General features: G+C 54.0%; 27 protein-coding genes. 7 read left to right on the top strand and 20 right to left on the bottom strand.

The window, feature by feature from the left end; translation table 11 throughout:
• Positions 1–58 precede the first annotated feature (58 nt).
• Both QI197_00135 and QI197_00130 read left to right on the top strand, forming a co-directional pair.
• Positions 59–640 carry a nicotinamidase gene (locus QI197_00135; protein MDK2371786.1) on the top strand — a complete coding sequence of 194 codons (582 nt, stop codon included), beginning with the start codon at positions 59–61 and terminating at the stop codon, positions 638–640.
• A 5-nt stretch (positions 641–645) separates the two neighbouring features.
• The gene (locus QI197_00130; protein MDK2371785.1) at positions 646–957 is read left to right on the top strand and encodes a TIGR04076 family protein; all 312 of its coding nucleotides are present in this window, start codon (positions 646–648) and stop codon (positions 955–957) included.
• Here the strand turns inward: QI197_00130 and QI197_00125 are convergent.
• Positions 954–1,751, bottom strand: a complete 798-nt coding sequence (locus tag QI197_00125) for a helix-turn-helix domain-containing protein (protein ID MDK2371784.1) — start codon at positions 1,749–1,751, stop codon at positions 954–956. The two genes, QI197_00130 and QI197_00125, sit on opposite strands and share 4 nt — an antisense overlap.
• A gap of 89 nt (positions 1,752–1,840) precedes the next feature.
• Here QI197_00125 and QI197_00120 point away from each other — a divergent pair, with 89 nt between their 5' ends.
• On the top strand, positions 1,841–2,044 hold the full coding sequence (locus tag QI197_00120) for a ribosomal protein L13e (GenBank protein ID MDK2371783.1): 204 nt from the start codon (positions 1,841–1,843) through the stop codon (positions 2,042–2,044).
• A gap of 661 nt (positions 2,045–2,705) precedes the next feature.
• Here the strand turns inward: QI197_00120 and QI197_00115 are convergent.
• From QI197_00115 to QI197_00055, 13 genes are all read right to left on the bottom strand, one after another.
• Positions 2,706–2,858, bottom strand: coding sequence for a hypothetical protein (locus QI197_00115; protein ID MDK2371782.1), 153 nt, complete (start codon positions 2,856–2,858; stop codon positions 2,706–2,708).
• Positions 2,822–3,049 carry a hypothetical protein gene (locus QI197_00110; GenBank protein ID MDK2371781.1) on the bottom strand — a complete coding sequence of 76 codons (228 nt, stop codon included), beginning with the start codon at positions 3,047–3,049 and terminating at the stop codon, positions 2,822–2,824. The genes QI197_00115 and QI197_00110 overlap by 37 nt, the downstream gene beginning before the upstream one ends.
• Before the next feature lie 245 nt (positions 3,050–3,294).
• Positions 3,295–4,413 carry a radical SAM protein gene (locus QI197_00105; protein MDK2371780.1) on the bottom strand — a complete coding sequence of 373 codons (1,119 nt, stop codon included), beginning with the start codon at positions 4,411–4,413 and terminating at the stop codon, positions 3,295–3,297.
• A 38-nt stretch (positions 4,414–4,451) separates the two neighbouring features.
• Positions 4,452–5,822: an ATP-binding protein gene (locus tag QI197_00100; GenBank protein ID MDK2371779.1), complete on the bottom strand. Its 1,371-nt coding sequence runs from the start codon at positions 5,820–5,822 to the stop codon at positions 4,452–4,454.
• A gap of 74 nt (positions 5,823–5,896) precedes the next feature.
• Positions 5,897–6,928 (bottom strand): N-acetyl-lysine deacetylase, encoded by a 1,032-nt coding sequence (locus QI197_00095; GenBank protein ID MDK2371778.1) that lies wholly within the window; start codon positions 6,926–6,928, stop codon positions 5,897–5,899.
• Positions 6,897–8,042 (bottom strand): aspartate aminotransferase family protein, encoded by a 1,146-nt coding sequence (locus QI197_00090; protein ID MDK2371777.1) that lies wholly within the window; start codon positions 8,040–8,042, stop codon positions 6,897–6,899. Before QI197_00090 ends, QI197_00095 begins: the two co-directional genes overlap by 32 nt.
• Positions 8,043–8,046: 4 nt before the next feature.
• The gene (gene lysX, locus QI197_00085) at positions 8,047–8,880 is read right to left on the bottom strand and encodes a lysine biosynthesis protein LysX (GenBank protein MDK2371776.1); all 834 of its coding nucleotides are present in this window, start codon (positions 8,878–8,880) and stop codon (positions 8,047–8,049) included.
• Complete coding sequence (gene lysW/argW, locus QI197_00080; GenBank protein ID MDK2371775.1) at positions 8,877–9,047, bottom strand: alpha-aminoadipate/glutamate carrier protein LysW/ArgW; 171 nt, start codon at positions 9,045–9,047, stop codon at positions 8,877–8,879. Before lysW/argW ends, lysX begins: the two co-directional genes overlap by 4 nt.
• Before the next feature lie 89 nt (positions 9,048–9,136).
• Positions 9,137–9,919, bottom strand: coding sequence for a [LysW]-aminoadipate/[LysW]-glutamate kinase (locus QI197_00075; protein ID MDK2371774.1), 783 nt, complete (start codon positions 9,917–9,919; stop codon positions 9,137–9,139).
• An 8-nt stretch (positions 9,920–9,927) separates the two neighbouring features.
• Entirely contained in the window at positions 9,928–10,968 is a 1,041-nt protein-coding gene (gene argC, locus QI197_00070; GenBank protein MDK2371773.1) for an N-acetyl-gamma-glutamyl-phosphate reductase, read from the bottom strand.
• Positions 10,947–11,810 (bottom strand): RimK family alpha-L-glutamate ligase, encoded by an 864-nt coding sequence (locus QI197_00065; GenBank protein ID MDK2371772.1) that lies wholly within the window; start codon positions 11,808–11,810, stop codon positions 10,947–10,949. Before QI197_00065 ends, argC begins: the two co-directional genes overlap by 22 nt.
• Positions 11,811–11,834: 24 nt before the next feature.
• A complete protein-coding gene (locus QI197_00060; GenBank protein MDK2371771.1) occupies positions 11,835–13,352 on the bottom strand; it encodes a DUF790 family protein in 1,518 nt (505 codons plus the stop codon).
• Positions 13,352–14,674 carry a DEAD/DEAH box helicase family protein gene (locus QI197_00055; GenBank protein MDK2371770.1) on the bottom strand — a complete coding sequence of 441 codons (1,323 nt, stop codon included), beginning with the start codon at positions 14,672–14,674 and terminating at the stop codon, positions 13,352–13,354. Before QI197_00055 ends, QI197_00060 begins: the two co-directional genes overlap by 1 nt.
• A 300-nt stretch (positions 14,675–14,974) precedes the next feature.
• Between QI197_00055 and QI197_00050 the strand changes: the two genes are divergently transcribed.
• On the top strand, positions 14,975–15,397 hold the full coding sequence (locus QI197_00050; GenBank protein MDK2371769.1) for a DUF4332 domain-containing protein: 423 nt from the start codon (positions 14,975–14,977) through the stop codon (positions 15,395–15,397).
• Between the two features lie 80 nt (positions 15,398–15,477).
• On the opposite strand, the gene QI197_00045 is transcribed toward QI197_00050, so the two are convergent.
• The gene (locus QI197_00045) at positions 15,478–15,951 is read right to left on the bottom strand and encodes a hypothetical protein (protein ID MDK2371768.1); all 474 of its coding nucleotides are present in this window, start codon (positions 15,949–15,951) and stop codon (positions 15,478–15,480) included.
• Between the two features lie 183 nt (positions 15,952–16,134).
• On the opposite strand from QI197_00045, the gene QI197_00040 reads away from it, so the two are divergent.
• Both QI197_00040 and QI197_00035 read left to right on the top strand, forming a co-directional pair.
• Entirely contained in the window at positions 16,135–17,529 is a 1,395-nt protein-coding gene (locus QI197_00040; protein MDK2371767.1) for a CoA-binding protein, read from the top strand.
• Positions 17,501–18,076, top strand: coding sequence for a class I SAM-dependent methyltransferase (locus tag QI197_00035; protein ID MDK2371766.1), 576 nt, complete (start codon positions 17,501–17,503; stop codon positions 18,074–18,076). The genes QI197_00040 and QI197_00035 overlap by 29 nt, the downstream gene beginning before the upstream one ends.
• Here the strand turns inward: QI197_00035 and bcp are convergent.
• From bcp to QI197_00015, 4 genes are read right to left on the bottom strand one after another with little or no spacing between them, the layout of a single operon-like run.
• Positions 18,066–18,539, bottom strand: coding sequence for a thioredoxin-dependent thiol peroxidase (gene bcp, locus QI197_00030; protein ID MDK2371765.1), 474 nt, complete (start codon positions 18,537–18,539; stop codon positions 18,066–18,068). The genes QI197_00035 and bcp overlap by 11 nt on opposite strands.
• 35 nt (positions 18,540–18,574) lie before the next feature.
• A complete protein-coding gene (locus QI197_00025; GenBank protein ID MDK2371764.1) occupies positions 18,575–19,363 on the bottom strand; it encodes a hypothetical protein in 789 nt (262 codons plus the stop codon).
• 3 nt (positions 19,364–19,366) lie between these two features.
• Entirely contained in the window at positions 19,367–20,179 is an 813-nt protein-coding gene (locus QI197_00020; GenBank protein ID MDK2371763.1) for an ABC transporter permease, read from the bottom strand.
• Position 20,180: 1 nt separating this feature from the next.
• Positions 20,181–21,191, bottom strand: a complete 1,011-nt coding sequence (locus tag QI197_00015; protein MDK2371762.1) for an ABC transporter ATP-binding protein — start codon at positions 21,189–21,191, stop codon at positions 20,181–20,183.
• Positions 21,192–21,298: 107 nt separating this feature from the next.
• Between QI197_00015 and QI197_00010 the strand changes: the two genes are divergently transcribed.
• Entirely contained in the window at positions 21,299–22,066 is a 768-nt protein-coding gene (locus QI197_00010) for a hypothetical protein (GenBank protein MDK2371761.1), read from the top strand.
• On the opposite strand, the gene QI197_00005 is transcribed toward QI197_00010, so the two are convergent.
• Positions 21,956–22,412, bottom strand: a 457-nt coding sequence (locus QI197_00005; protein MDK2371760.1) for a hypothetical protein, incomplete at its 5' end; no start/stop codon positions are given. The two genes, QI197_00010 and QI197_00005, sit on opposite strands and share 111 nt — an antisense overlap.

Below are 22,412 nucleotides of genomic sequence, written 5' to 3'. Positions count from 1 at the left end.
CATACCTCTCTCACCTTTACCTTTCTAAGTTTATGAGGTCCACACTCACATGCATCATATGAGAGTAGCGACGGTCCGGAATCCAGCGCTCATAGTGGTGGATGTTCAGAGGGATTTTATGCCTGGGGGCGCCCTTCCAGTCCCTAGAGGAGACGAGGTCGTGCCACCCCTTAACGCCCTGATTTCCCACTTCGCCAAGAAAGGCTTCACCGTGGTCTACACTAGAGACTGGCACCCTCCTGACCACATATCCTTTAAGCAGAGGGGGGGTCCCTGGCCTCCTCACTGCATGCAGGGAAGCCAAGGTGCAGAGTTTCATCCAGATTTGGTTGTCCCTGATGAAGCCGTGATAGTCTCTAAGGCGACGGATAGAGATAAGGACGCTTACTCTGGATTCGAGGGGACCGATCTTAAGGAGATCCTCAAAGAGAGAAGGGTGAGGAGGCTCTTCATAGGAGGTGTCGCGACCGAGTACTGCGTTAGGGCCACCGTACTAGATGCGCTGAAGTTGGGGTTCGAGGTCTTCGTCGTGGAGGATGCGATAAGGGGCATAGACCCGAGTGGCGAGGAGGAGGCCAAGAACGAGATGGTGAGAGAGGGAGCTGTCCTAGTCAGGCTGGATGAGATACTCCTGAGGTGAGCCTCTTGCTTTACGATGTGAGGATAGAGGTGGAGGAGGTCCGAGGACATTGCGCTGCTGGATACCGCGAGGGCAATTCCTTCACCCTGAGAGGCTTCTACATAGAGGGAGCAGGAGGTGTGAGGATCTGTCTCCACGCCTTGACTGCTATGGTGACCCTCCTGTCCCCTTTCTCCCACGGGGTGCCTGCAGATCAACTGGGGATAGGTGAGGGAGACATCGGTCACGTGCAGTGCCCCGATCCCGGACCTCCACTCACATGCGGCGGGACGGTCGTCTTCAAGCTCGTCAGGCTGAAGCGGGAGGGCAAGAGCTAGCGACTCATCTCCCAATACCTGTTGAAGAGTTCCCTCATCTGATCCGCCATCCTGCTGTCCCTTATCCTGACAGCGGCCCTGAGAGTGTTCGTCCCGGGATCTGATATGTATAGATAGGTTATGTCTCTGTCTATGACTAGGAAAGGTATCCTCACAGCTCTTGTTTCCTTAACCTCAACGCTCCATGAAGGAGGTTCCACCATGTCCCCCTTCAGTACCTCCCTGAATTCACTGCTGAACACACTTAAGGAAGGCACTAAGAACCTGAACTTCACCCCCTTCCTCATGCAGCTAACTAGATCCCTAACGTATTTACTCCAGTCTATCCTAGCAGGTTTATTGGAGAGCGCTACTAGTACCTCCCTCTCCGCGTTCACAGCATCCTTGACAGAGTTGGAGAGTATGGCCTCGTGGCTCTCGATGATCATCATCTGAACCTCCCGTACGGATTCTTGGCCGCTTACCTCTCTTATCTCTTCTAGGAGCTGCTCGGCCTCTATCAACCTCCTTTCGAGCTCCTTCCTCAGCTGATCCATTCTGTTAGCTATCCCTTCCTCTGCCGGTAGAGGCGCGTACTTGGCTGGCTTACTGCTGACCATTACCACCATCCCCTTGCGTACGAGATTCCTCAAGGTCTCGTAGCATTTTGCTCTGGGAACACCGCTCAGCTTGCTTAGCTCTCCTACAGTCATGCTTCCGTGCATGATCAGGGCTAGGTATGTTCTGGCTTCGTACTCCGTCAGATGGAGTACATCTTTGAGTCTTGAAACCAGGGAATCCTCTTCTACCTTCACACCTCGCATCGGAAGGATCAAATATTATTTGAAGATTACCCCTTTGACGCGTTGTTAGGTTTATTACTCTCAGCTCTACCTGATGACCTATGAGATCGCTGAGCCCCTTGGTCCTGACCTCCACTAGAAGGGAAAAGAGGAAAAGGTTGGGCAGAGGATTCAGTCTAGGAGAGCTAAGGGAGGCTGGGATATCCATAACAGAAGCGAGAAGAAAGGGAATACCGGTGGATAGGAGGAGGAAGACTGTCCATCCATGGAATGTGGAGGCATTGAAGAAGCTAGTCCCGAGATGATTGTGAATATCGCCTTTAAGAGGGCTTAGTGGGCTGTCGTCTGAACATTGTTCCCTAACTCCACTTTCTTGGATAACCCTGATGATGGGGTTTGATTGTTGTTTGCGCTAAACATTTGGCAGATTATTCGCAATCCTACCAAAATCCTAGCAATAACACTAGTGGATACAGCAAACCGAGACGCAGTGCATATGTCCATAGGAGGTGTGTAACCGGGGCCTAGAACGGCGTCCACTATCTGTCTTTACCATCAAATCAGGAAGGTACCCCATATATGCGGTAAGAGTTCCTACCCAAAGCGCGCGCATAAATCCGCTAATTGTTTTATCTGAAGAGCGTGATAACGGAGTAAAATGAAAAGGTAGAGATGACCTTCGATACTCAGTAATCAGGTATGTGATGGCAGAAAGATCTCTCCTCATCTAACTTCTCGAGGAGCTTCTCATCTGCCGTGTGTAGGCGTGCTTTCAGCATCTTAGCGAGAGCTACGTAGCTTGAATCGTGAACAGAGATCCCCTTTATCAGAGATAATTTGGCTACTTCGTCAGCATATTCCTCATCCGATAGATAGTATACCTCGAAGCCATAGAGTGATAGGCTCCTAGCTATTCAACGTAACTGCTCCTCAGATATCTCCCTACTGCTACACATCTCAGAGCATTCAAGACCTCGAAATGAAGGATGTACTAGGAACAGAGATCTGTACTAGGCCGTTGAGGTAATCGTCCCTCAGTTTCAATGCCTGTTCCCTGTCCTCCTCGAGCAGATACCACTTGGCTACGACAGAAGCATCTGGGATCGCCCTCTTGACCATCCAAGCTCCCTCCACTTTCTGATCTCCTTTACGCTGGAGAAACCCTCATCGGGCTTTACTAGGTACCTTTCATTTAACAACAGAGCTCTGGCCAGATCTCTCCTCTCTAAATTCTTCAGTTCCTTCCTAATGCTCCTCCTTATCACCTCACTCCAATTCACGTGCTTATATTTGGACATCTTCTCCTTCAAGTCCTCACCAATCCTCACGCTCAGCATTATTGTATTAAGGACGTAAGTGTTATGGACATATAAGTAAGGGATGGATGCAACGAAGGATCTCGAGGAAAAACGTGTTGACATGGCGGATGTTGAGGAACTAAGTATACCTAGGATATTGAAACGGAATCGATCTATAAAGAGGACGGGATTTGCCGAATAGGCATGTGTCCCCAAACTGCAGCTGTTCGATGGTCGTTCCCTCACACCTCCAATACCTACCTCACCGACCTAACGGTAACCATCCTCTTGGTAGCGGTGGAGACCAAGTGCTTCACCCTTCTCATTCTCTTCGACCCCCCTTTCACCAGTGCGAGGATCTTCCTGTCCTCTGGGATTATTCTAGCCTCTATTCCTAGACCTCTTAGGGCCTGCTCTATCTCCTCAGGATCGTAATCGGGCAGGTGGCCGTTGCAGGGACCCATGTCGCACATGTGACACCCGAGATCATGGGCATCCACGTTGGCAGAACAGGCTGAGGGGAATACCTTGAGGCCCAAGGCCCTTGCCCTCGATGAGAGCATTCTCTTTAGATCCCCTGTGTTCAGCGGCACCTGATCAGTGGGTTTTCTCGGTTCCCTGACCATCTTGCTAGCTAGGTCCCTCAGACCCACTGCTTCGAGCTCTCTAAGGATGCGACGGGTCACCCTGAGTGCTCCTAACACTACTCCCCTCACACCCAAGCTGGCGGCCCTCTTCAGTATCAGAGGACCATCCTCCTCACTCACTCCCGGGATCAGAGGTCGTAGGAAGAGCGATGCATGTATTCCTCGCTGTAGCAGGTTACTGAGGGTCCTGAACCTAAGTTCTGGAGAGGGGGCCTTCGGTTCTAGCCTCTCCGCCCACCTAAGTGCCGAGATGGTGACCAAGGCGCTAACTGAGGGATCGAGGGACAGGATCCTCTCAGCATCCTCCTCGCTGAGGTAGGCCTTAGTCGAGAATTGGGTCGGGTTTCTCAAGTAGCGGGATACGGCCTCCAAGTACTCGAGGGTCCTCCCCTTAATAGCTGGCAGAAATGGCTCAGTGACCGAACCGAACGCTAAAAATGTCCCTCCCTTCCCGAGGAGTGTGTATGGATTTGAAGCGATTGCATAGGCCAGTTGCAAGCCTGACAGGCGGGACGGCTCCGGCCTCCGGGGCATACCCATGTCCTCCACGTAGCAATAGATGCAAGCGTAAGTGCATCCCCTACCCGGATGAACGGTCAGCCCACAGGGTCTGGGCTCTCTGTGGGCGTGTCTATCATCCAGAGCCTCCTTTCTCTCCTTTCTATCTAGTTTAGAGGCTAACTCCTCCCTTACTGCTATTTTAACCCTCAGCAGCTCAGATAGCCTCACTTCAGGCAAATAGATCCCTCCAGAGTCCGCTGACGACTCTACGTGCTTTCGCGAGTGCCACGGTCTCCAAGGGCTAAAATATCCTCGAGATCATAGACTATAAAGCCCTCTTTCAACAGCTCCTCCTTCTTATCAACATTTCTAGCTACGAGGCCGTAATACCTCCTCCCATCGAACTTTACCTTCGAAGCCTTCTCCTTCAGAGAAGTTAGGGCCCCTCTTGCAGCTCTGATCGAGAGATTAGACCACTTTACCTCCAAGAAGGCAATGTGCGAGTCGTCGTACGCGACCACATCTATCTCCACGTCTTTATGCCACCATTTACCCACCTGTATCGGTCTGTACGGCAGGAGCGGCCTTATCAATTCCCGAACCACCCTCTCAAACACCCTGCCCAAGTAAGCTGGGAATTTTTCCCTGAAGTTTCGCAGTACCGGGCCCTTGTACCCCGACTCTATCTCGGACTGGAATGGTGACACGAACCCGAACCAGAAGTCGAAATAGTTGTCTCCTATCTCATATACTCCCCTCTTAGTTTTCCTAGGGGATAGGACTGGGACTATCCTCCTTACTATGCCCAGAGATGAAAGCACCTTGAGGTAGAAGTGAACATCCTTGGGTTGGAGGAACGCGTAGTTAGCTATCTCCGTCACCTTGTTATACCCCAAGCTTATGGCTTCCAGTACTTGTAGGTAGGTAGCATAGTCCCTGAGCTCCTCTGACAGCATGGTCATGGCATCCATATACAGGAAGGATGAGGGATCGAAGAAGTTCTTCTCGATCTCGGCCTCCACGTCTACTCCGGAAAAGAATTCCAGGTATCTGGCCACTCCCCCTGTTACCGCGTATATCTTAATCAGGTCTCCGGGGGCGGCACTCGGGAACCAGGAGGTCAGTTGCCTCATGTTGAAGGGTCTCACCCTCAAATACCTGTCGGCCCTTCCGTAGAGGGGGGACTTCGCCCCCATCACCCTCGTCTCCATCAGGGAGATGCTGGATCCGCATAAGATCAGTGTGATCCCCGAACCCCTCAACTTTTCGTCCACTATCTCTTGGAAATCGCTCAGAATTCCTGGATCATCCCTGACCAAGTAGCCGAATTCGTCTATCACGACGATTAACCTGCCCCTTCCCTTTAGGGCCTCGAAAGCGTCCTGAAAGCTCGAAAACTGGATTTTGGGGATCCTTAGGAATTCGGATACCTTGTGGGAGAACCTCCTCAAATTGTAAGGGACCTTCCTAAGAGAGCACAGGTAATAGACGGCTGGCTTATCCCTTATGAATTGCTTCAAGAGCTCTGTTTTCCCTATCCTCCTCCTCCCGTACACTATTATGAGGCGATCCCCTCTCTCCCAACTATCCTCCAGCAGAGAAAGCTCCGGCTCCCTATCGATGAATTTTCGAGTCACAACTATAATAGTCGAAACTATAATTTAAGCGTCAGCTCGCTAAACTGTGTGACTTTCCGGGGCTCCACAGCACGTCATAGGTTCGATAAGTACTCTATCGTTTTTAGGTAGACCTCTACAGCGAACTCTAAGTCCCTAGTATTCACGAACTCCATGGTGGTGTGAGCCAGCTTCCCATCGCCTGGACCGTAGGCCGCTATGCTCGAGACCTTTCCGTGAAGCAGGTTCATATCGCTAGATCCATATTTCTTCAGGAGCCTGGGTTTCCCTCCTAGGGAGATAATGGACCTAATTAACGCCCTAGGAACTGGTTCGCTAGGTCTGACCGCTACAGGTGGAACAGCCCATAAGGCAGCCACCTCACACCCTTCAGAGAGCTTAGATTTTATCTCATCGAGTACCATCGAATGATCGATCCCCGGAGGGACCCTCAAGTCTAGTACTGCCTCGGCCCTCTTTGGAAGAACGTTAGGCGCCTCTCCACCGCTTATCATGGTGGTGGTAATGCTGGGAACATCGTACTTCTCGCCTGGAGCCACCTCTTTCATTTTTGAGATAGACTCCACAAGCAGATCCACTGCAGATACTCCGGGAGATGATGAGTGACCTCCTTCCGCCTTACACCTCAAGGTCAGGTGCGCCCCTCCCCTGTAGGCTATTATGACGCCGGTTTTGTTAGAAGGTTCCCCTATTACCACGAAAGGTGGGAGCTCCCTAGTAAGCAGGTGTCTGGCCCCCCTGCTGTCCCCCTCCTCACCAACGAGGGCCGCGACCATCACGGGCGATTTGGAGAGGGATGCCGCCATCAGCATTGCTGAGAGGGGCCCCTTCGCATCCACGGCTCCCCTACCGGAGATCACGCCTCCGCTTCTCCTGACGGGAAGCCTCCCGGGGACCGTGTCGTAGTGACCGACGAGCCACACCCTTCCACCTCCTCCTTTACTAGCGAGAACATTTCCCACCTCGTCAATCTCGACCCTCAATCCGAGATCCTCGCAGATTTCCACTATTACGTCCCTAGCGTTGTCCTCCTGGCCGGTAGGGCTGTAAGCCCTCAAGAGTTTGATCAGAATCTCATCGACTCCCGATTCCGTTGATGAGGGCACTCTCCACCTCCTCCACGATCCTCCTAACGTCCTCCTCGGTTATCAGATAAGGGGGAAGCAGCCTGAGAACGGTCCTCCCCGCTTTGAGGGCCAAGATCCCCCTCTGTTGCAGCCTCCTGAGGACGGGTCCGACGTCAGCCCTGAGTTCAACCCCGATCATGAGTCCTTCTCCCCTCACGTCCCTTATTAGGCGCGATTCAATGCCCTTCAATCCCTTAATCAATTCCTTACCCATCTTGGCGGCTCTGGAGGGTACGTCATACTCTAGCAGGGTGGATACACCTCCATAGACAGCAGCGCAGGCCAGTGGATTGCCTCCGTGGGTGGAACCGTGCTCTCCTCCTTTGAGGGATTCGATTACCCACTCCTTAGCTGCCACCACGCTGACAGGAAACCCACCACCAATACTCTTGCCAGCGGTCATGACGTCCGGTTCGACTCCTCTAGTCCTGTGGGCCCATATCTCGCCGGTCCTGCCGAACCCGCTCTGGACCTCATCGAATATCAGGACGGAGCTGTGCTCCTCACAGGCCTCCCTCAACGCCCTGAGGAACTCTGGTGTCGAAGGTCTGACGCCACTCTCTCCTTGGATAGGCTCTACTATGACCGCCGCGACCTCTTCATCTATCAGATCAGCTGAAGAAGAATCGTTGAATCTCCCGAACCTCACATCGATTAAGGGATAGCCTTCTCTGTACTTCGGGTTCCAAGTAGCGGAGAGGGAACCCAGAGTCCTACCGTGGAAGCTCCCCGTGAAGGCTACCACCTCTTTCCTACCCGTTGCTCTGAAGGCTAGCTTCAATGCCAGCTCCACGGCTTCGGTACCGCTGTTCTGGAAGTACACATGGTTCAATCCCTTGGGGAGAACCCGCTCCAATGAGGAGAGGCACCTCTCCATAGATTCGCTCACGAAGCTAGGGGTGACCACCATTATCGAGTCCATCTGCTCCTGGATGGCCTTCACCACTCTAGGAGGTCTGTGCCCGAGGAAAGCAGCTCCGTGACCCGTGTGGGCATCGAGGTAGCGTCTACCCTCCGAGTCCCACACGTACTGGCCTTCCCCTTTAACGAGCTTGAGTCCTCTGAACCCGTAGAATGAGATCAGTGAGACCATCTATTCATCTCACCGCGTAACTCACGAGCTCCCTCGCGATGTCAACGCCTGTCACGCGGGCGGCGTTCTTGAACTCGGTGACGCCATTCACCTCTATCACTACGAGTCCCCTCTCCTCGTCCTCAGCTATATCAACGCCAAGGAACCCACCTCCCATCGCTTCAGCGGTTCTAATAACGAGATCAGCGAGTTCCTCCCTGTACTCAGCCGGTACGGCCTTCGCACCCCTTGCAGTGTTGGTGACCCAGTGATCTGATACCCTGTAGATGGCCGTAATGAAGGCCTCCTCGGTTCCATAAGCCCTTATGTCCCTCCCGGGCTTCCTTATGAATTCCTGAATATAGTGGATCCTGTAGTAGGGGGAGGGAATCGCCTCCCGATGCTCCAGTATGGTCCTCAGCTCCTCTTCGTCCTGCGCTAGGGACACCAGTCGACCCCAGCTCCCGTTGACGGGTTTGATCACTAAGGGGTATCCTATGGACTTCGCTGCCTCCAAGGCACCCTCAAGCGAGAACGCTACCGCCGTCTTTGGCGTGGGAATTCCGGCCTCTGAAAGTTTGGCCGTCGTTGTCAGCTTGTTCCCGCAGATCGACAGTACCCCAGGCGAGTTAACCACCCTTACCCCCAAGCTTGACAAGGTCACAGCCGACGCGTGCGCTTTGGTGGCGCTGATCGCCCTTATCAGGGCCGCTTCGGCCTCGAAGGTCTCCCCGTGATCAAGCGGGAGGAATTTGGAGCTGAGGTGCAACCGTACTGGCTCGTGCCCCAGCTCCTCAATGGCCCTTATGAGCTGCCTTTCCTCCTCCCTCAACCTCTCATAGACCAAGGCTACCCTCATTCTCCCCAGTCCTCTCCTATTTCCTCAGCCTCCTTCAGCAGAAACGTCCCATTCTGCTCGTATACCTCTAATGTGGCTCCACAGGAGGGACACTCGAGGAGCTCGCCCGCCATGACATCGTCGGGGAGTTCCACGGGGGAACCGCATATAGGACACTCGGCCTCCATATCTTCGCACCATGTGATACGAATACCTCATAATATAAACGTTATCCTCGAACTATACAGGACGAATATCGGAAAATAATGGAAAATTCCTAGCTTGGAACGACATGCGTGCCAGCGCCATTTAAGGCATGAGTAACGGGTTCGTCCACTAGGCCGCTGGAGATGGCGACCCGCACCCCAGACCGCGCCACCTCCGCGGCCATCATGAGCTTCCGGTTCATGCCAGCCCCTAACTTAGCAGCCAATTCCTCAGCTTCTACGGGTGTCAGCCTCTTCACGACATTCTCCTCCCACATTACCCCCTCTACATCGGACAGCAAGATGAGGTACGCAGGTTCCAGAGCGATAGAGAGCTTGGAAGCGGCTTGATCACCGTCCACGTTCAGCATCTCGCCTTCCGTTCCCCTGGCTAGAGGGGCTACGACCGCGCTGTACCCCGAATCTAGGAGGAGGCTGATAAGATCCACCCTGACCTCCTCTATCTTCCCGGTGTAGCCCCCGGGTATCACTCGCCTTCTCCCCTTCTCCAAGATGACTATCCTCCTCTTCCTCCTAGCGATCAATGTGGGACCGTCCACGCCAGAAATCCCCACAGCTTGGATGCCCAAGTCGAGGAGCGTGGAGACCAGTTCCTTGTTGACCTTGCCAGCAAGCACCATAGTGAATACCTCCAGCTCGTCCTCGTCGGTGTACCTGCTCCTTATACCTGAGGGCGATACCACTATCTTGGGCTCCACTCCCATCCTCTTAGAGTACTCGGTGACCAGATCACCACCACCGTGGACTAGCACGAACGGCTGATGTCTCACCAAGTCCTTGGCTATAGAGGGGAAGTTGTCGAGGGTCCTCCCTCCTACCTTCACAACTATCATGCCACCACCTACGCTGGACTGAGTGGGGGATGCATCAGACCGGTGGTCTCCTCTAAGCCCGCCATCAGGTTGAGGGACTGGATGGCCTGCCCAGCCGCCCCCTTCATGAGGTTATCTATCGCTGCGAACCCCGACACCCTAGGAAGGGAGGGATCCGATGCGAACCCCACGTCAGCGAAGTTGCTCCCCAGCACGTTCTTCACATTCGGGTAGGATCCCCTCTGCATCACCCTGACGAAGGGCTCTTTGGAGTAGAACCTGGCGAATGCCCTCCAAAGCTCTCCCTCTTCCACCTCCAGCTCCGCGTGCGCGCTGGCGAAGGCCCCCCTGACGGAACCGACGGAGTGAGGTACCATGCTGACCCTCACCTCCTCCCCTGCTAGCAGGGAGAGCTCCTGTGACGCCTCCACTTGATGTCTGTGCCCTGAGGGTGAATAGGGCCTTATGACTCCGCTCCTCTCGGGATGGTGGGTCCCCCTCGATGGTTTGGAGCCTGCTTCGCTGCTGCCGACCTTGACGTCCGCGAGCACCCTCCTCGCCCCCAGCTTAACCAAGGGGGCGGAGGCCAGAATCGTGGCTGTCGCGTTGCATCCCGGTGAGGCCACAAGCCTTGCATTCCTTATCTCATCCCTGTGCAGCTCGGGCAGTCCGTAAACCGCCTCTTCCAGCAGTTCAGGATTCGGGTGTTTCCACCCATACCACGTCTCATAGAGGGAAGGGTCCTTCAACCTGAAATCGGCCCCCAGATCGACCACTCCCACCCCTATCTCAAGCAGGAAGGGAACCACTTCTTTAGAGATGCCGTGGGGGAGGGCGAGAAGCGCGTAATCAAACTCCTTATTTAAGGCCTCCTCCAGCTTGGCGAATTTCAGCGAGAGCAGCCCCTTCAGGTGGGGATGCGCTATGTAGACGGGCTTACCTGCGTACTCCCTAGATGTGATAACTGTCACAGTAAAGGCTGGATGGGAGATCAATATTCTCAGTAGCTCCCCACCGGTATAGCCTGAAGCCCCGAATACGGCCACTCTCAAGACTTCAGCACCTCCCATGTATAAGAGGCGAGTTCTTTGGCTACATCAATCCCGGTAGCCTTGATGAAACCCTTGAACTCGGGGACCCCATTAACCTCATTCACTAAAACCTCCTCGTTGGAAAGGAGATCCACGGCCACGAATTCCCCTTTCACAGCCTCAGCTGCCTTCAAGGAGAGCTCTTCTATCTCGCTAGTCGCTTTAATTGGTCTCACCTTTCCTCCCAGCGCCACATTGCTCTTCCAGCCTACGGATGCCATTCTCTCCATACACCCAATCGTCCTTTCGCCCAAGACGAGGCACCTTATGTCTCTACCCCCGGTCTCGATGTACTCCTGTATGACATGCCCCCTCAAGCTGCTGGGCATCATTCCCCTTGCGTCAGCGATCTGTACCGCCATCTCCGCGTTCTTAATGAGTGAAACCATCCTTCCCCAGCTACCTAGGGGCGGTTTATCCACGACCACTCCTTGGAACTCCCCGTAGGCCTTAAGAACCGCGTCCCTCCCCAGCGCCAGCACGCTCTTGGGGATCGGTATCCCGAACTTGGAGAGGGCTGAGTAGGTGAGCACCTTGTCCCCACAGGTCATTATCGTCGAGCTGCTGTTTACGGAGTGAGAACCCATGGATTCCAGTACTGCGGACGATCTGACTCCCCTGAACATCCCCACTGTCCTTATGAGAGCTACTCTCGGGATCTTCACCCCGTTTATCGGCAGCGGGGTCGAAGTTACGTTAAGGATCCCTACTTCAAGGCCCTTTTCCCTCAAGGAGCTGTAAATGAGTTTCTCCTCTAATCTGGGATGATCGACCACTAGGAGGACGGAGTCCGTTCCAAGGGCATCACAGTCCCAACCCAAATGGTGCATATAAAAAGTTTCCTCTCAATCCGCTGGGTACAGCTCGGCCTCATCCTCGTCCAGCCCGTGCCACACCACCTCATAGCCCAAGGCCGACGCCAAGGGTAAGGCCACATCCTCGGGCAGGCCCTCCTCCCTGAGCATTACCTTCAGCTCCTTGACCTTCCTAGGGAGTTTCCTAGTCTTAAGTGACTCCAGCACCTCTTTCCGGACCGCATAGTCCCCCAATACCTGATATCTCTCCAACGAGAGGGCCCTCTTCAGCTGGTCGATCCTCATACCCCTCTCCTTCGCTAGAGACCTGAGATCCACGATATCTCCCTCGAGATCACGATCCGATAGTGCGATCTCTTCTATAGCTCTCCTCTCCAGCTCGTTGAGTTTCCTCAGTAGAGCCACCTTGTCGATGCGCCCTTCGATGTAGAAGACATCTTTCGGCAGGCTCTCTGTTCGAGAACAGAGGAGGTCCTTCCTCGCCACGATAAGTATGGGTTCCTTCAGGAGGGACAGCTTCTTGATCTTCTTCTCGATGTATTCTGGGGTCCAGAAGCCCATGACCTCTACGTAAACCCTAGCTGGTCCCTTCACTAATAAGAAATCCGGTATGAGGATGGAACGCCCGGCCACCAGAGGTTCTGGCTCTCTGATGGCCCTCCAACCGCCGGCCTCGGCTATTGAGGCGAACCTCCTCTCGAGGGAGCTGTCGTACTGGGGCTCCTCAACACCCCCGTTCGGGAACAGGTCCCTGGCTCTGGAATCAAGCCTAAGCGAGAGCACCCTCTTGTTCCTAGAGATACCCGCCGAGATCCTCCAGTGGGACATCGAGACTACGTAGGAGATCAGCTTAGCCAAGGACGTACCGTATCTAGTGGTCATCTTGAGTATGGAGGCGGGACCGCTGACCTCTATTGCCACGCCCCCTTCAAACCGTTCCGCCGTGTACATAAGGCCTAGGCGCTTGAGCGCCCTGAGGAACACCTTGACCTCCCATCCTTGAGCCCTAGTCTCTATCTTGAGATGTAGGGCCTTGAAGAGGGATGTCTGGAGCAGTGAGAGGTTGTATCCTCTGAGGAGATCCTCAGGGGATATCTCAGGCCCAGAGATCAGCACTTGAAAGTCGTCGGAGTCGGCCCACAGACTACCCTCCAGATCTTCCTTGGAGATCCCCAACTCTTGGGCAGCCTCCTCCAGTGCCTGATCCCTAATTTCTTCAGTTACGAAACCACCGTATTTGACATTGACCAGCCGAAACACCACCTCTCTAGCCTTCTCCGGTTCTATAGCGGTTTCCGGCCTCCTGAACTGGCTCATCCTCTCGAGGAGGAGGGCCAATCCCCTGACAAACCTATAGTCCACCCCCAAGAGTTCGTACATCCCCTCTATCTCCTCGACTCTCTCGTGGATCTCGCTGAGCCTTCTTCCCCGCTGGAACGTGGCTATCAGTTCCCTAGCAAGCTCGATCTCCTCGTCGGTACCCCTCGCCCAGAGGGGAAACAGCATCGATCCTCTGACTCTGGCCCTCAACAGCTGGGATGGAAGCATCAGCCCAATCCCTTCCTCCTCCTGCTGGATATCCTGACCTCAGACGTTCCCTTTGATATCACTTCGTAGAGAACGGCCCTCTTTCCTTCCCTCTTCCTGAGTATCCTGCCCAGCCTCTGTATGAACTCTCTCCTGCTGCCAGTGCCTCCGAGCACTATACCCACCCTGGCGTCCGGCACATCTATACCCTCGTCTAGGACCTTCGAGGTAACTATCTTCGTGACCGAACCCGCCCTGAAGGAGTCCAAGATGCGGTTCCTCTCCCTCTGGCTCGTCCTGTGGGTTATCAGGGGGATCAGGTACCTTCTGCTTATCTCCTCGGCCATCTCGTTATATTCAGTGAAGATGATCACCTTGTCGTCCCTGTGACTCTCTAATAGGCTCTCAAGGACATTTAGCTTACTCTTGGAGTTTATAGCTATTTTTCTAGCCTCGTTCCATGCAAGCAGGGCCCTCCTAGCCGCCTTGTTCGACGTACTTCTCATGACAAGCTTTCTGAAATCCTCAAGCGATCTCATGGTTATCCCAGCCTGCCTGAGTGCCTCCTTGTATTCCTTGATCAATGTCTCGTATCTATCCCTCTCCTCATCAGTCAGATCCACTCTTATTCTGATCGTGTCGAACTCAGCTAGGTGCTCGCCAGCCAGCTCTTTGGGGGAGATCTGATAGACCACACCGCCCACTAGGGGGAAGAGAAGTACGTGCCTCCCGTCTTCCCTCTCCAGCGTGGCAGTCAGCCCCATCCTGAAGGGCGCCGCGGAATATTCAGCGATCTCTATGTACGCTTCAGCCGCCAAGTGATGCACTTCATCGAATACTAAGAAGGTAAACTTGTTTCCCAGCTCCGAGGCCCTGATGTAAGCTGAGTCATACGTTATCACAGTAACAGACCTCAGATCCTCGCTCCCTCCGCCTATCGCACCGACCTTTATACCGTAGATCGATTCTATCAAATCCTTCCACTGTTTGAGTAGTGGGAGGGTTGGAACGACTATGAGAGTCGGTTCTCTCAGTATTTCCATCGCCTTAAGCGCTATGTACGTCTTGCCTGCCCCCGTAGGGAGGACTATTATCCCCCTCTTCTTCCGCAACCAAGAGTTAAGGGCGTCCTCCTGATAGGGTCTTAGAGTCACCTTCTCAGTCAAATCAGGTTGAGGAAGGAGATCGAGAACTTGATCGGTTGCATGAGTTAGGAGCTCCTTCAATTCCCTGTATCTGTAGGCGAGAGTCCTTAATTTACCGACCCTAGGATCATACCTGCAGTGCGGGAGCTTGCTGACTCCCTCTATCAGTAGGGTTCCTCTGTCGTAGGTGATCCTCAATATACCGTCCCACAACCAAGAGGCATCAGATAGGATAAAGGTTTCAGCGGTCTGAGAATCGAGCCTAGTCTCAAAGTTTCATCAACCTCCTAGAGAGTATAGGTAAGGATGGAATCCAAAGCCCTTGGATAACCAAAGGTGACTGCTTTGCGAACAACGATCCGTGTCGACCTGCGGCAGCTGTGCACACTCCAACGACTTTAGTGGCTCTGATGTTGGATGAAAAATCTTCTAGAAGCAATGGGGATTTCCGTGTGGAAACTTTATTAGTATACCCGCCTTCACCCTTCAGGTGTTCTCATGCCCAGAAGACGATTGAACTACCCTGTAGAGGCGATAGAGGGCATAGGCAACGTGTACGCCAAAAAACTGAAGGAAATAGGGATTAAGACCGTTGACGATTTACTCAGGGCGGGGGCCAAGAAGTCTGACAGGAGGAGACTCGCCAAGTCCTTAGGTGTATCCGAGAAGAGGGTCCTCGAGTGGGTCAACAGGGCGGATCTCTTTAGAATTCCGGGGGTGGGCGAGGAGTACTCTGACCTCCTCGAGCAGGCTGGCGTCGATACAGTGGTCGAACTAGCGAGGAGGAATCCGGAGAACTTGTATGAGGAGCTAGTGAAGGTTAACGAGAAGAAAAAGCTCGTTAGAAGGCTTCCAACCAAGAAGCAGGTAGCCTCATGGGTGCTAGCTGCTAAAAAATTGAAGAGGATTGTGGAGTACTGACCCATCCCTCTTCGAAATCTTTCTTCTTGCCATGGAGACCAATAGCAGTGAGAGTACGGAGAGCAACGCCCTAGGAAGTTCTATCCCGAGCGATAGGTCACGCCAATAGCCCCCCAGTTGTAAGGAACGACATCGGGGCCTCCCAGTATTATCAACATGCTCCTCTGGCCCGGTAGCGACGGTCCGGCTGTCTTGGAGAGAAAATCCGTGTTTATCTCTAGATCCGCTCCCTCAGCCACGTACCTGAACTTCTCCGGGAAGATCGACGCGTACCAGGCTTTGGGGGCGATGCTTCTCCTCGTGGGAGATCTAGCGAAGATCGCTCTCAGGGTCATATCCTCCGTCATCGTAAATGTCGGACTGGTTTCATCCAACTCGTTTCCATCGAGTTCCCAGTGATCGAACGAGTATCCACTGCAGTCCGATGGAGATGCCTTGACTTCAGCTCCCTCTTGAATTATCAGGGAATCTCCATCACCATACGAGCCGACCAGTACTTCGTTTATCGATATCTCGACGGTGCAGGACAGGGAAGTGCCTTTTTCGTCAACCACCCTTGTGTTAAGTTCATAGTTCTTAGAGCCTACACTGCGGTTTCCTCAACATTGTGATCCTGCATCTCAAATGAAATATGATCGCTCTAAACATCAACAAGGAAAGGTTTAACCTTAATCCTGCGAGATCCCCATGAAGTCGTCGGATGCTACGTTTTTACGTGTAGTCGGGTCGATCACATGATGCGAAGATCAGACCCCTCCTTGGACTGCTTCTTCAGGCCCAAGGCCGTAGCTCTGATAGGGGCTTCCTCCAAGCCAGGCAAGATAGGTCACGAATCTCTGAGGAGCCTACTGATGACGGGATACTCGGGAAAGATCTATCCTGTGAATCCTAGAGCTGACGAGATCCTAGGCCTTAAGGCATATCCTTCCCTCCTCGATGTTCCGGATGAAGTCGATCTGGCTGTAATCACGTTACCTGCTCGCTCAGTCGTCGACGCGATGAAGGACTGCTTGAAGAAGGGTGTCAAGGCCGTGGTCATAATATCGGGCGGCTTTGGCGAGGCCGGGCCGGAGGGAAAGAGAATAGAGGAGGAGGTTGTGAGGCTGGCCAAGGAGGGAGGGATCAGGATCATCGGTCCCAACTGCATAGGCGTGTTCGATGGGTACAGCAGGGTAGACACTTCATTCCAGCCTCATGAGAGGATGGGTAGACCCGGCCCGGGGGTCGTGGCTTTCCTAAGCCAGAGCGGCACCTTCGGAGCCACCTTCTTGGACTGGGCGGCCGAGGATCATCTAGGCGTCAGCAAGATGGTGAGCTTGGGGAACAGGGCAGATGTGGACGAGGCCGACCTCATATCCTACTTCGCGGAGGACCCGAAAACTCACGTCATCGGGGTTTACGTGGAGAGCTTCACCAGAGGAAGGGAGCTCATGGAAGCGGTGAGGGATGCTGGTAAGCCAGTGGTCGTTTACAAGGCTAGCAGAACGGAGAAAGGTTCTTTGGCTGCAATATCGCATACTGGCAGGATGGTGGCCAAGCACGAGGTGGCGTCTTCTGCCTTAAGACAGGCAGGTGCCCTGCTGGTCGACTCCTTCGGTGAGCTCTACGCCGCAGTAAAGGCCTTGGCCAAGCAGCCGGTGATGAAGGATGGTGGGGTCGTCATGGTAACCAACGGCGCTGGACCCTGCGTCATGGCCGCAGACGAGCTCGTGATGAAGGGAGTTCCCCTAGCCCAGCTGAGAGAGGACACGAAGGAGGAGCTCAGAGGCTCGCTTCCTCCTTACGTCTTGGTGGGTGACTTCGTGATAGACCTCACAGGAAGCGCCAACACTTCCGACTACCTTAATGCCTTGGAGGTACTGGCGAAATCCGAGAAGGTCGGTTTACTGGGAGTCTTCGTTGTCTTCCAAGATTCCCCGCTGGAGGACAATTTTGCGGAGGTCCTTTCCCGGTTCGATACTGCCGGTAAGCCCCTGCTGGTTTTCGCAGCGGGCGGCCGCTACACGAGGGAGAAGAGGTCCTTGCTAGAGGAGGTGGGCATACCAACGTACGACGATGTCAGGGAGTTCGCCTCAGCCTCGCTAGCGCTCTGGTGGTGGGGTCATGAGAGACAGGGAGCCCCTAGCGTATAGGCTGGTTTACTCAACGCCTAGGGTGAAGGGATTATACACACCCCTAGTGGAACTGGTGAGGGAGAGGGGGGCGGGAAGGGTCCTTGACGTCGGGGCCGGGTATGGGATAGCAGTAGAGCTGATATCCCCCTATGTGGATGAGGCCTTCCTCCTAGAGATCGAGGGGGCTATGGCAGAGAAGGCATGGGAGAGACTTGGCTCCTCGAGGGTCCACGTCGTCGTGGGAGATGCCTCCAGTCTTCCCTTCAGGGATTCCTATTTCGATCTGGTCTACTTCTTCGATTCCCTTCACCACATACCCAGCAGGATCGAGGCCCTGAAGGAAGGAGTGAGGGTACTCAGAGATGGTGGGTTGCTAGCGGTGTTCGATTTCGACGGGAGCAAGCTTACGACTAAGCTGTTGAGGGTGGTTGAGAGGTTGTTCGGTATCTCCTCGGACTTCTATTCATTAGATCAGATCAAGGATATAGTTGAGGGCTTGGGTTTGGTGATAGAGGAGGCTAGGGAGGGGGGCATGGGGAGTTACCTCCTAGTGGCTAGGAAATGAGGGATTTGAGGGTGTTTAAGACCTCTTCAGCGTGTCCCTTCACCTTCACCTTGGGCCACACCTTCCTCACCTTGCCTTCAGGACCTATGAGGAAGGTGCTCCTGATAACCCCGAAGTACTCTCTACCCGCCATTTTCTTCTTACCCCACGCTCCGTACTTCCTAATCACCTCCTTCTCTGGATCGCTGAGAAGCCTGACCCTCAGTCCGTGCTTCTCTTGGAACCTCTTATGACTCTTCACGGAGTCCGGGCTAACTCCCAGCACAACGGCTCCTAGCCTCTCGAACTCCTCAATTAGGGTGGTGAAGTCCTTGGCTTCCTGAGTGCACCCGCGCGTGTTGTCCTTTGGGTAGAAGTACAGGATCACCCACTTACCCCTATACTCGCCCAGGCAGACCTCCTGTCCGTCTTGATCGGGCAGGCAGAAATCCGGTGCTTCAGAACCCTCGGTCAGCTCGGACATATCCAGTCACCCATCTTGGATTTAAAACGTTTACATCACCAGAAACCAACCGCCCTAACCCCATTCCTCCTTATATGCTCCTCCACAGATCTTATGAGTCTGAGCGCGATGAAGGCCATCAATATCGACTCAATAACGCTGATCAGGGCTGCTTCCCTCATGAGGATGGGGCTCTCACCACCCACGGAAACCTTGATCATGTATGTTGGCGCCACATACGGGATCGCTAGGTAGATCAGCCTAGCATACTCAGGCAGGACACTGACGGGAATTATCAGCAGCCCTATTATTCCGAAGTTGAGTATCTCCAAGAACTGCTCGGATATGCTCGTCCTCATGGAGGTGGCCGATATCGAGAGTGCGTAGGAGAGACTCTCCACGATGAGCAGAGCGAAGGCCGAGAGAATTAGAGAGGGCCGCTCGACGGTCATGAGCACCCTACCGAATATCCAGCTGAAGGCATAGCCCATTGCTATTATTATGGCGAAGGAAACTGTGGTCCCTGTGAGTACTCTCCCGATGATCGTGGTGAAGGGAGAGGTGTTCCTGAGCAGGTGCTCCTCGACCATTCCCATGAGAATGAAGAAGGAGGTCCATCCCCCCACCAGTGAGGAGAAGCTGGATATGACGCTCCAAGCTGCGATGGTCCAGTAGGCCATCCTCAGTGCGACGGTCAGGTGCTCGGGAGGTACGAACAGGAGGACGCCCATTATGAAGAGGAGGATCCAGAGTACTTGAGAGAGGATCATGTTGATGAAGCTCATCCCGTACCTCCACAGCCTCAAGGTGTGGAGCCAGATTACCGCCTTCACCTTCGCCCACATGGATCACACCGCCCCGCTCTTCAGGGCCCTCCTCTCAGCCTTACCCATGAGGGTGAACGACAGAGCGTTGTAAAGGAAGGACATTCCTAGCAGCACGGCTATCAAGAAGGTCATTTCAGCGAGCTTCGGCGCCCCGATTAGTGATGAGAGACGGGCGAGTTCGAAAGTATAGGTGGTCGGCAGGAGCATGGAGAGGAACCTAGCCCAGATCGGGAATAGATAGGCAGGATAGAAGGCTCCTGACAGTATCAGGATTATGGGGTTGAGCCAACTGAGCACATTAGTCTCCTCCTTTATTGTCAGGAGGAAGGAACCGAATATCGCTGCGAAGCCCAGCAGGGGGAGCATCCCTATGACGATGGCCAAGCCCATCATCAGTGTGTCGGCCAGCCCTCCAACCAGGCCCTCCCTCCATATGAGCACGGGAACGAATTCGGCGAGCTGCATGAAGGACCAGAGGAGGTATCTGGGTATATAGGACATCACCAGCGTTATGGATGTCCTGTAGGGAGCAATCAGCACATAGGGGAGGGTCCCTATCCACCTGTGGTAGAGGACTGTGCCCCCGACCTCCCACATGACCGACAGGGAGGCCATTGCTATCAGCGTGGAGGCGACGAAGAACACCACGGGATCCGCCTCGACTCCCACGTTGGACTTGAAGGTCTCCGCGGACCCGAATAGGAACCCCATCCCTAGCATGAGCGCCAGGAGTATGTAGGGCCAGGCAAACATCGAGACCAGCTGGGCCCTGTTGTTCTTGAAGAAGTATATGTCCAGAACCAGTCCCGATTTCAGGAGGGTCCACAGCCTCATCTCAGTTCCCCCCCGTGAGTTCGATGAAGACGTCCTCTAGGGTGGGCTCCTTCACCTCTATCCTCCTCACCGAGCATCCCATGGAGTGTAACCTCCTGAGCATCTCTTGAGTGGCCTGCTCCTTCTCTAAGGACCTCATGACGACCCTAATCCTAGTGCCTTCCTCCGTCGGATCGACCTCGACCCTGCTGGATACAGCTTCGGATATCTCCTCCCTGAGCTGCTTGATGCTGACCTTAGCTGGCAGCACAACCAGCATCTCGAGGGTTATCTCATCGGATACGAGCTTCTTCAAGCCCTCTACCGTGTCCATGGCCACTATAGCTCCTTCGTTTATTATGGCCAGTCTATCGCACATTATCTCGGCTTCGAACATGTTGTGCGTCGTTATCAGGACCGTCTTCCCCTCCTGATGGGCCACCTTTATCAGGAGCTCCCTCAATAGCCGCGCTGACGGGGGATCCAGCCCTAGGGTGGGCTCGTCGAGTATCAGCAGCTCGGGATCGGTGAGCAGGGCCCTCGCTATGCTCAGCCTAGCCTTCATGCCGAGGGAGTATTCCTCGTAGAGCTTATCCGATGAGCCCAGCTCCTCCAGTCCCACGAGCTCCAGCATCTTCTGAACCCTCTTCCTGAGTTCCGCTCCATCCATGCCGTAAAGCATGCCGAAATACATCAGGTTCTCCCTTCCTGTCAGCTTCCAGAAGAAACCCTTCTCCACCGTTAAAGAGACGCCTATCCTCCTCCTCACCTCGACGGCCTCCTTGACGACATCGTATCCCAAGACCGTGGCCGCTCCCGAATCGGGCAGGAGGAGAGTGCTAAGTATCTTCACGGTGGTCGTCTTTCCAGCCCCATTGGGTCCGAGTAGCCCGAATACCTCGCCCCGGTATATGCGGAAGGAAACTCCCTTCAGGGCTTCCACGACCTTCCTCTCCCTATTGAACAGCCCCCTCCTAAGGTAGGTCTCATAGCTTTTTCTGAGGTTTTCGGCAGCCACTACCTCCTCCTTCATATTTTTAAGCACCCTGTCGGCTCCTACTCTCTTGTAAAGAAATTTAAACCTCTTGGCCAGTTGTGGTCATCAAGTGGACAGGTAATCGGGAGGAAGGAGGGTTAGCGGTGGAGAGGTATTCTGTTATTCTCTGGCCCCTTCTGGCCGAGGTATTCGCTGGGCTAGTGGTGTTAAGCACCAGACCCCAGCCGGAAGTCGAACTATCTGTTCAAGAGTCTGCTGGCCTCTCCCTAGTCTACATAGTGCTGGTATTCGGTATGGCCGTCCTGATGGTTTACCTAGTCAGGAGGAAGATGGTTCGGCTGATACGGATAATGATCGGTATCTTCTTCGTTTATTCGACGCTTGTCTCCTTGGACACCCTTATAAGCGCCTTCATATCATTTCCCTGGACCCTAGAGCTGCTCCTGTCCGTTGCAATCGCCTGGCTGAGCTTTCGCAGAGACCTAATAGGTAATTTGGCTAAGTCGCTCCTCTCGGCTTCGCTAGCCTACCTCTTCGTGGTCTTCTTTAATGACCTCTTCATATACTTTCTCCTCGGAGGTCTCGCCCTATACGATGCTTATTCGGTCTTCAGGGGACCGTTGAGCGAGCTCCTGATGGTCTCCCAAGAGGATCCCTTGGATCCCCTAATGGTGTTCTACGGAGATGTCTCCATGGGGATGGGGGATGTGTTCTGCTATTCCATGGCTGCAGCGGTCTCATTCAGGTCCCTTCCCATATACCTCTCTATCTTACCCCTGACAGCCCTTAATGCGGGTATCCTACTGACTCTCTGGGTCCTTTACAGGGCTGGGAGATCCCTCCCCGGGCTCACCATTCCCATCTCCCTCTGGCTCCCGGCCCAAGTCGGTCTGCTGTTCCTCGGGAGCTGAGGTCGTTCTAGATCTCCTCAGCCCCTCTATAATCAGGTAGAGCTCTGAAAGGGCCATTAGAATTATCCCCCACCACAGCAGTTGGACATACGGTATCACCTTCACCTGGAGGAACGCGCCTGAGGTCATGAGGGTCGAGTTAGAGTGATCGAAGCGGTGGGCCAGATCGTAGAGGTCCAACGTGTAGGGGAGCATCATCTCCTCCTGGACGGACTGACCCAAGTAAGCGGAGGCGAAGAGAGAAGCTAAGGCAAGCTTCTGCTCCTCGTTAAGCCCCCTGAACGATTCGTGGAGGTAGTAAACCATTAGCTCGTGGAATCCTATGCTCCACTTCCTGTCCTTGACG

This window comes from Thermoproteota archaeon (assembly GCA_030130125.1).
Lineage (GTDB): Archaea > Korarchaeota > Korarchaeia > Korarchaeales > Korarchaeaceae > Korarchaeum.
Note: the sequence above shows the minus strand (reverse complement) of the source record. Positions and strands in the feature narration are given on the sequence as shown.

Excerpts from the sequence above, each read along its gene's own strand:
- QI197_00135 (MDK2371786.1), top strand. The coding sequence starts at position 59 with ATGAGAGTAGCGACGGTCCGGAATCCAGCGCTCATAGTGGTGGATGTT.
- QI197_00120 (MDK2371783.1), top strand. The coding sequence starts at position 1,841 with ATGAGATCGCTGAGCCCCTTGGTCCTGACCTCCACTAGAAGGGAAAAG.
- QI197_00115 (MDK2371782.1), bottom strand. The coding sequence starts at position 2,858 with ATGGTCAAGAGGGCGATCCCAGATGCTTCTGTCGTAGCCAAGTGGTAT.
- QI197_00090 (MDK2371777.1), bottom strand. The coding sequence starts at position 8,042 with ATGGTCTCACTGATCTCATTCTACGGGTTCAGAGGACTCAAGCTCGTT.
- lysX (MDK2371776.1), bottom strand. The coding sequence starts at position 8,880 with ATGAGGGTAGCCTTGGTCTATGAGAGGTTGAGGGAGGAGGAAAGGCAG.
- lysW/argW (MDK2371775.1), bottom strand. The coding sequence starts at position 9,047 with ATGGAGGCCGAGTGTCCTATATGCGGTTCCCCCGTGGAACTCCCCGAC.
- QI197_00075 (MDK2371774.1), bottom strand. The coding sequence starts at position 9,919 with ATGATAGTTGTGAAGGTAGGAGGGAGGACCCTCGACAACTTCCCCTCT.
- argC (MDK2371773.1), bottom strand. The coding sequence starts at position 10,968 with ATGGGAGGTGCTGAAGTCTTGAGAGTGGCCGTATTCGGGGCTTCAGGC.
- QI197_00060 (MDK2371771.1), bottom strand. The coding sequence starts at position 13,352 with ATGCTTCCATCCCAGCTGTTGAGGGCCAGAGTCAGAGGATCGATGCTG.
- QI197_00050 (MDK2371769.1), top strand. The coding sequence starts at position 14,975 with ATGCCCAGAAGACGATTGAACTACCCTGTAGAGGCGATAGAGGGCATA.
- QI197_00040 (MDK2371767.1), top strand. The coding sequence starts at position 16,135 with ATGCGAAGATCAGACCCCTCCTTGGACTGCTTCTTCAGGCCCAAGGCC.
- QI197_00035 (MDK2371766.1), top strand. The coding sequence starts at position 17,501 with ATGAGAGACAGGGAGCCCCTAGCGTATAGGCTGGTTTACTCAACGCCT.
- bcp (MDK2371765.1), bottom strand. The coding sequence starts at position 18,539 with ATGTCCGAGCTGACCGAGGGTTCTGAAGCACCGGATTTCTGCCTGCCC.
- QI197_00025 (MDK2371764.1), bottom strand. The coding sequence starts at position 19,363 with ATGTGGGCGAAGGTGAAGGCGGTAATCTGGCTCCACACCTTGAGGCTG.
- QI197_00020 (MDK2371763.1), bottom strand. The coding sequence starts at position 20,179 with ATGAGGCTGTGGACCCTCCTGAAATCGGGACTGGTTCTGGACATATAC.
- QI197_00015 (MDK2371762.1), bottom strand. The coding sequence starts at position 21,191 with ATGAAGGAGGAGGTAGTGGCTGCCGAAAACCTCAGAAAAAGCTATGAG.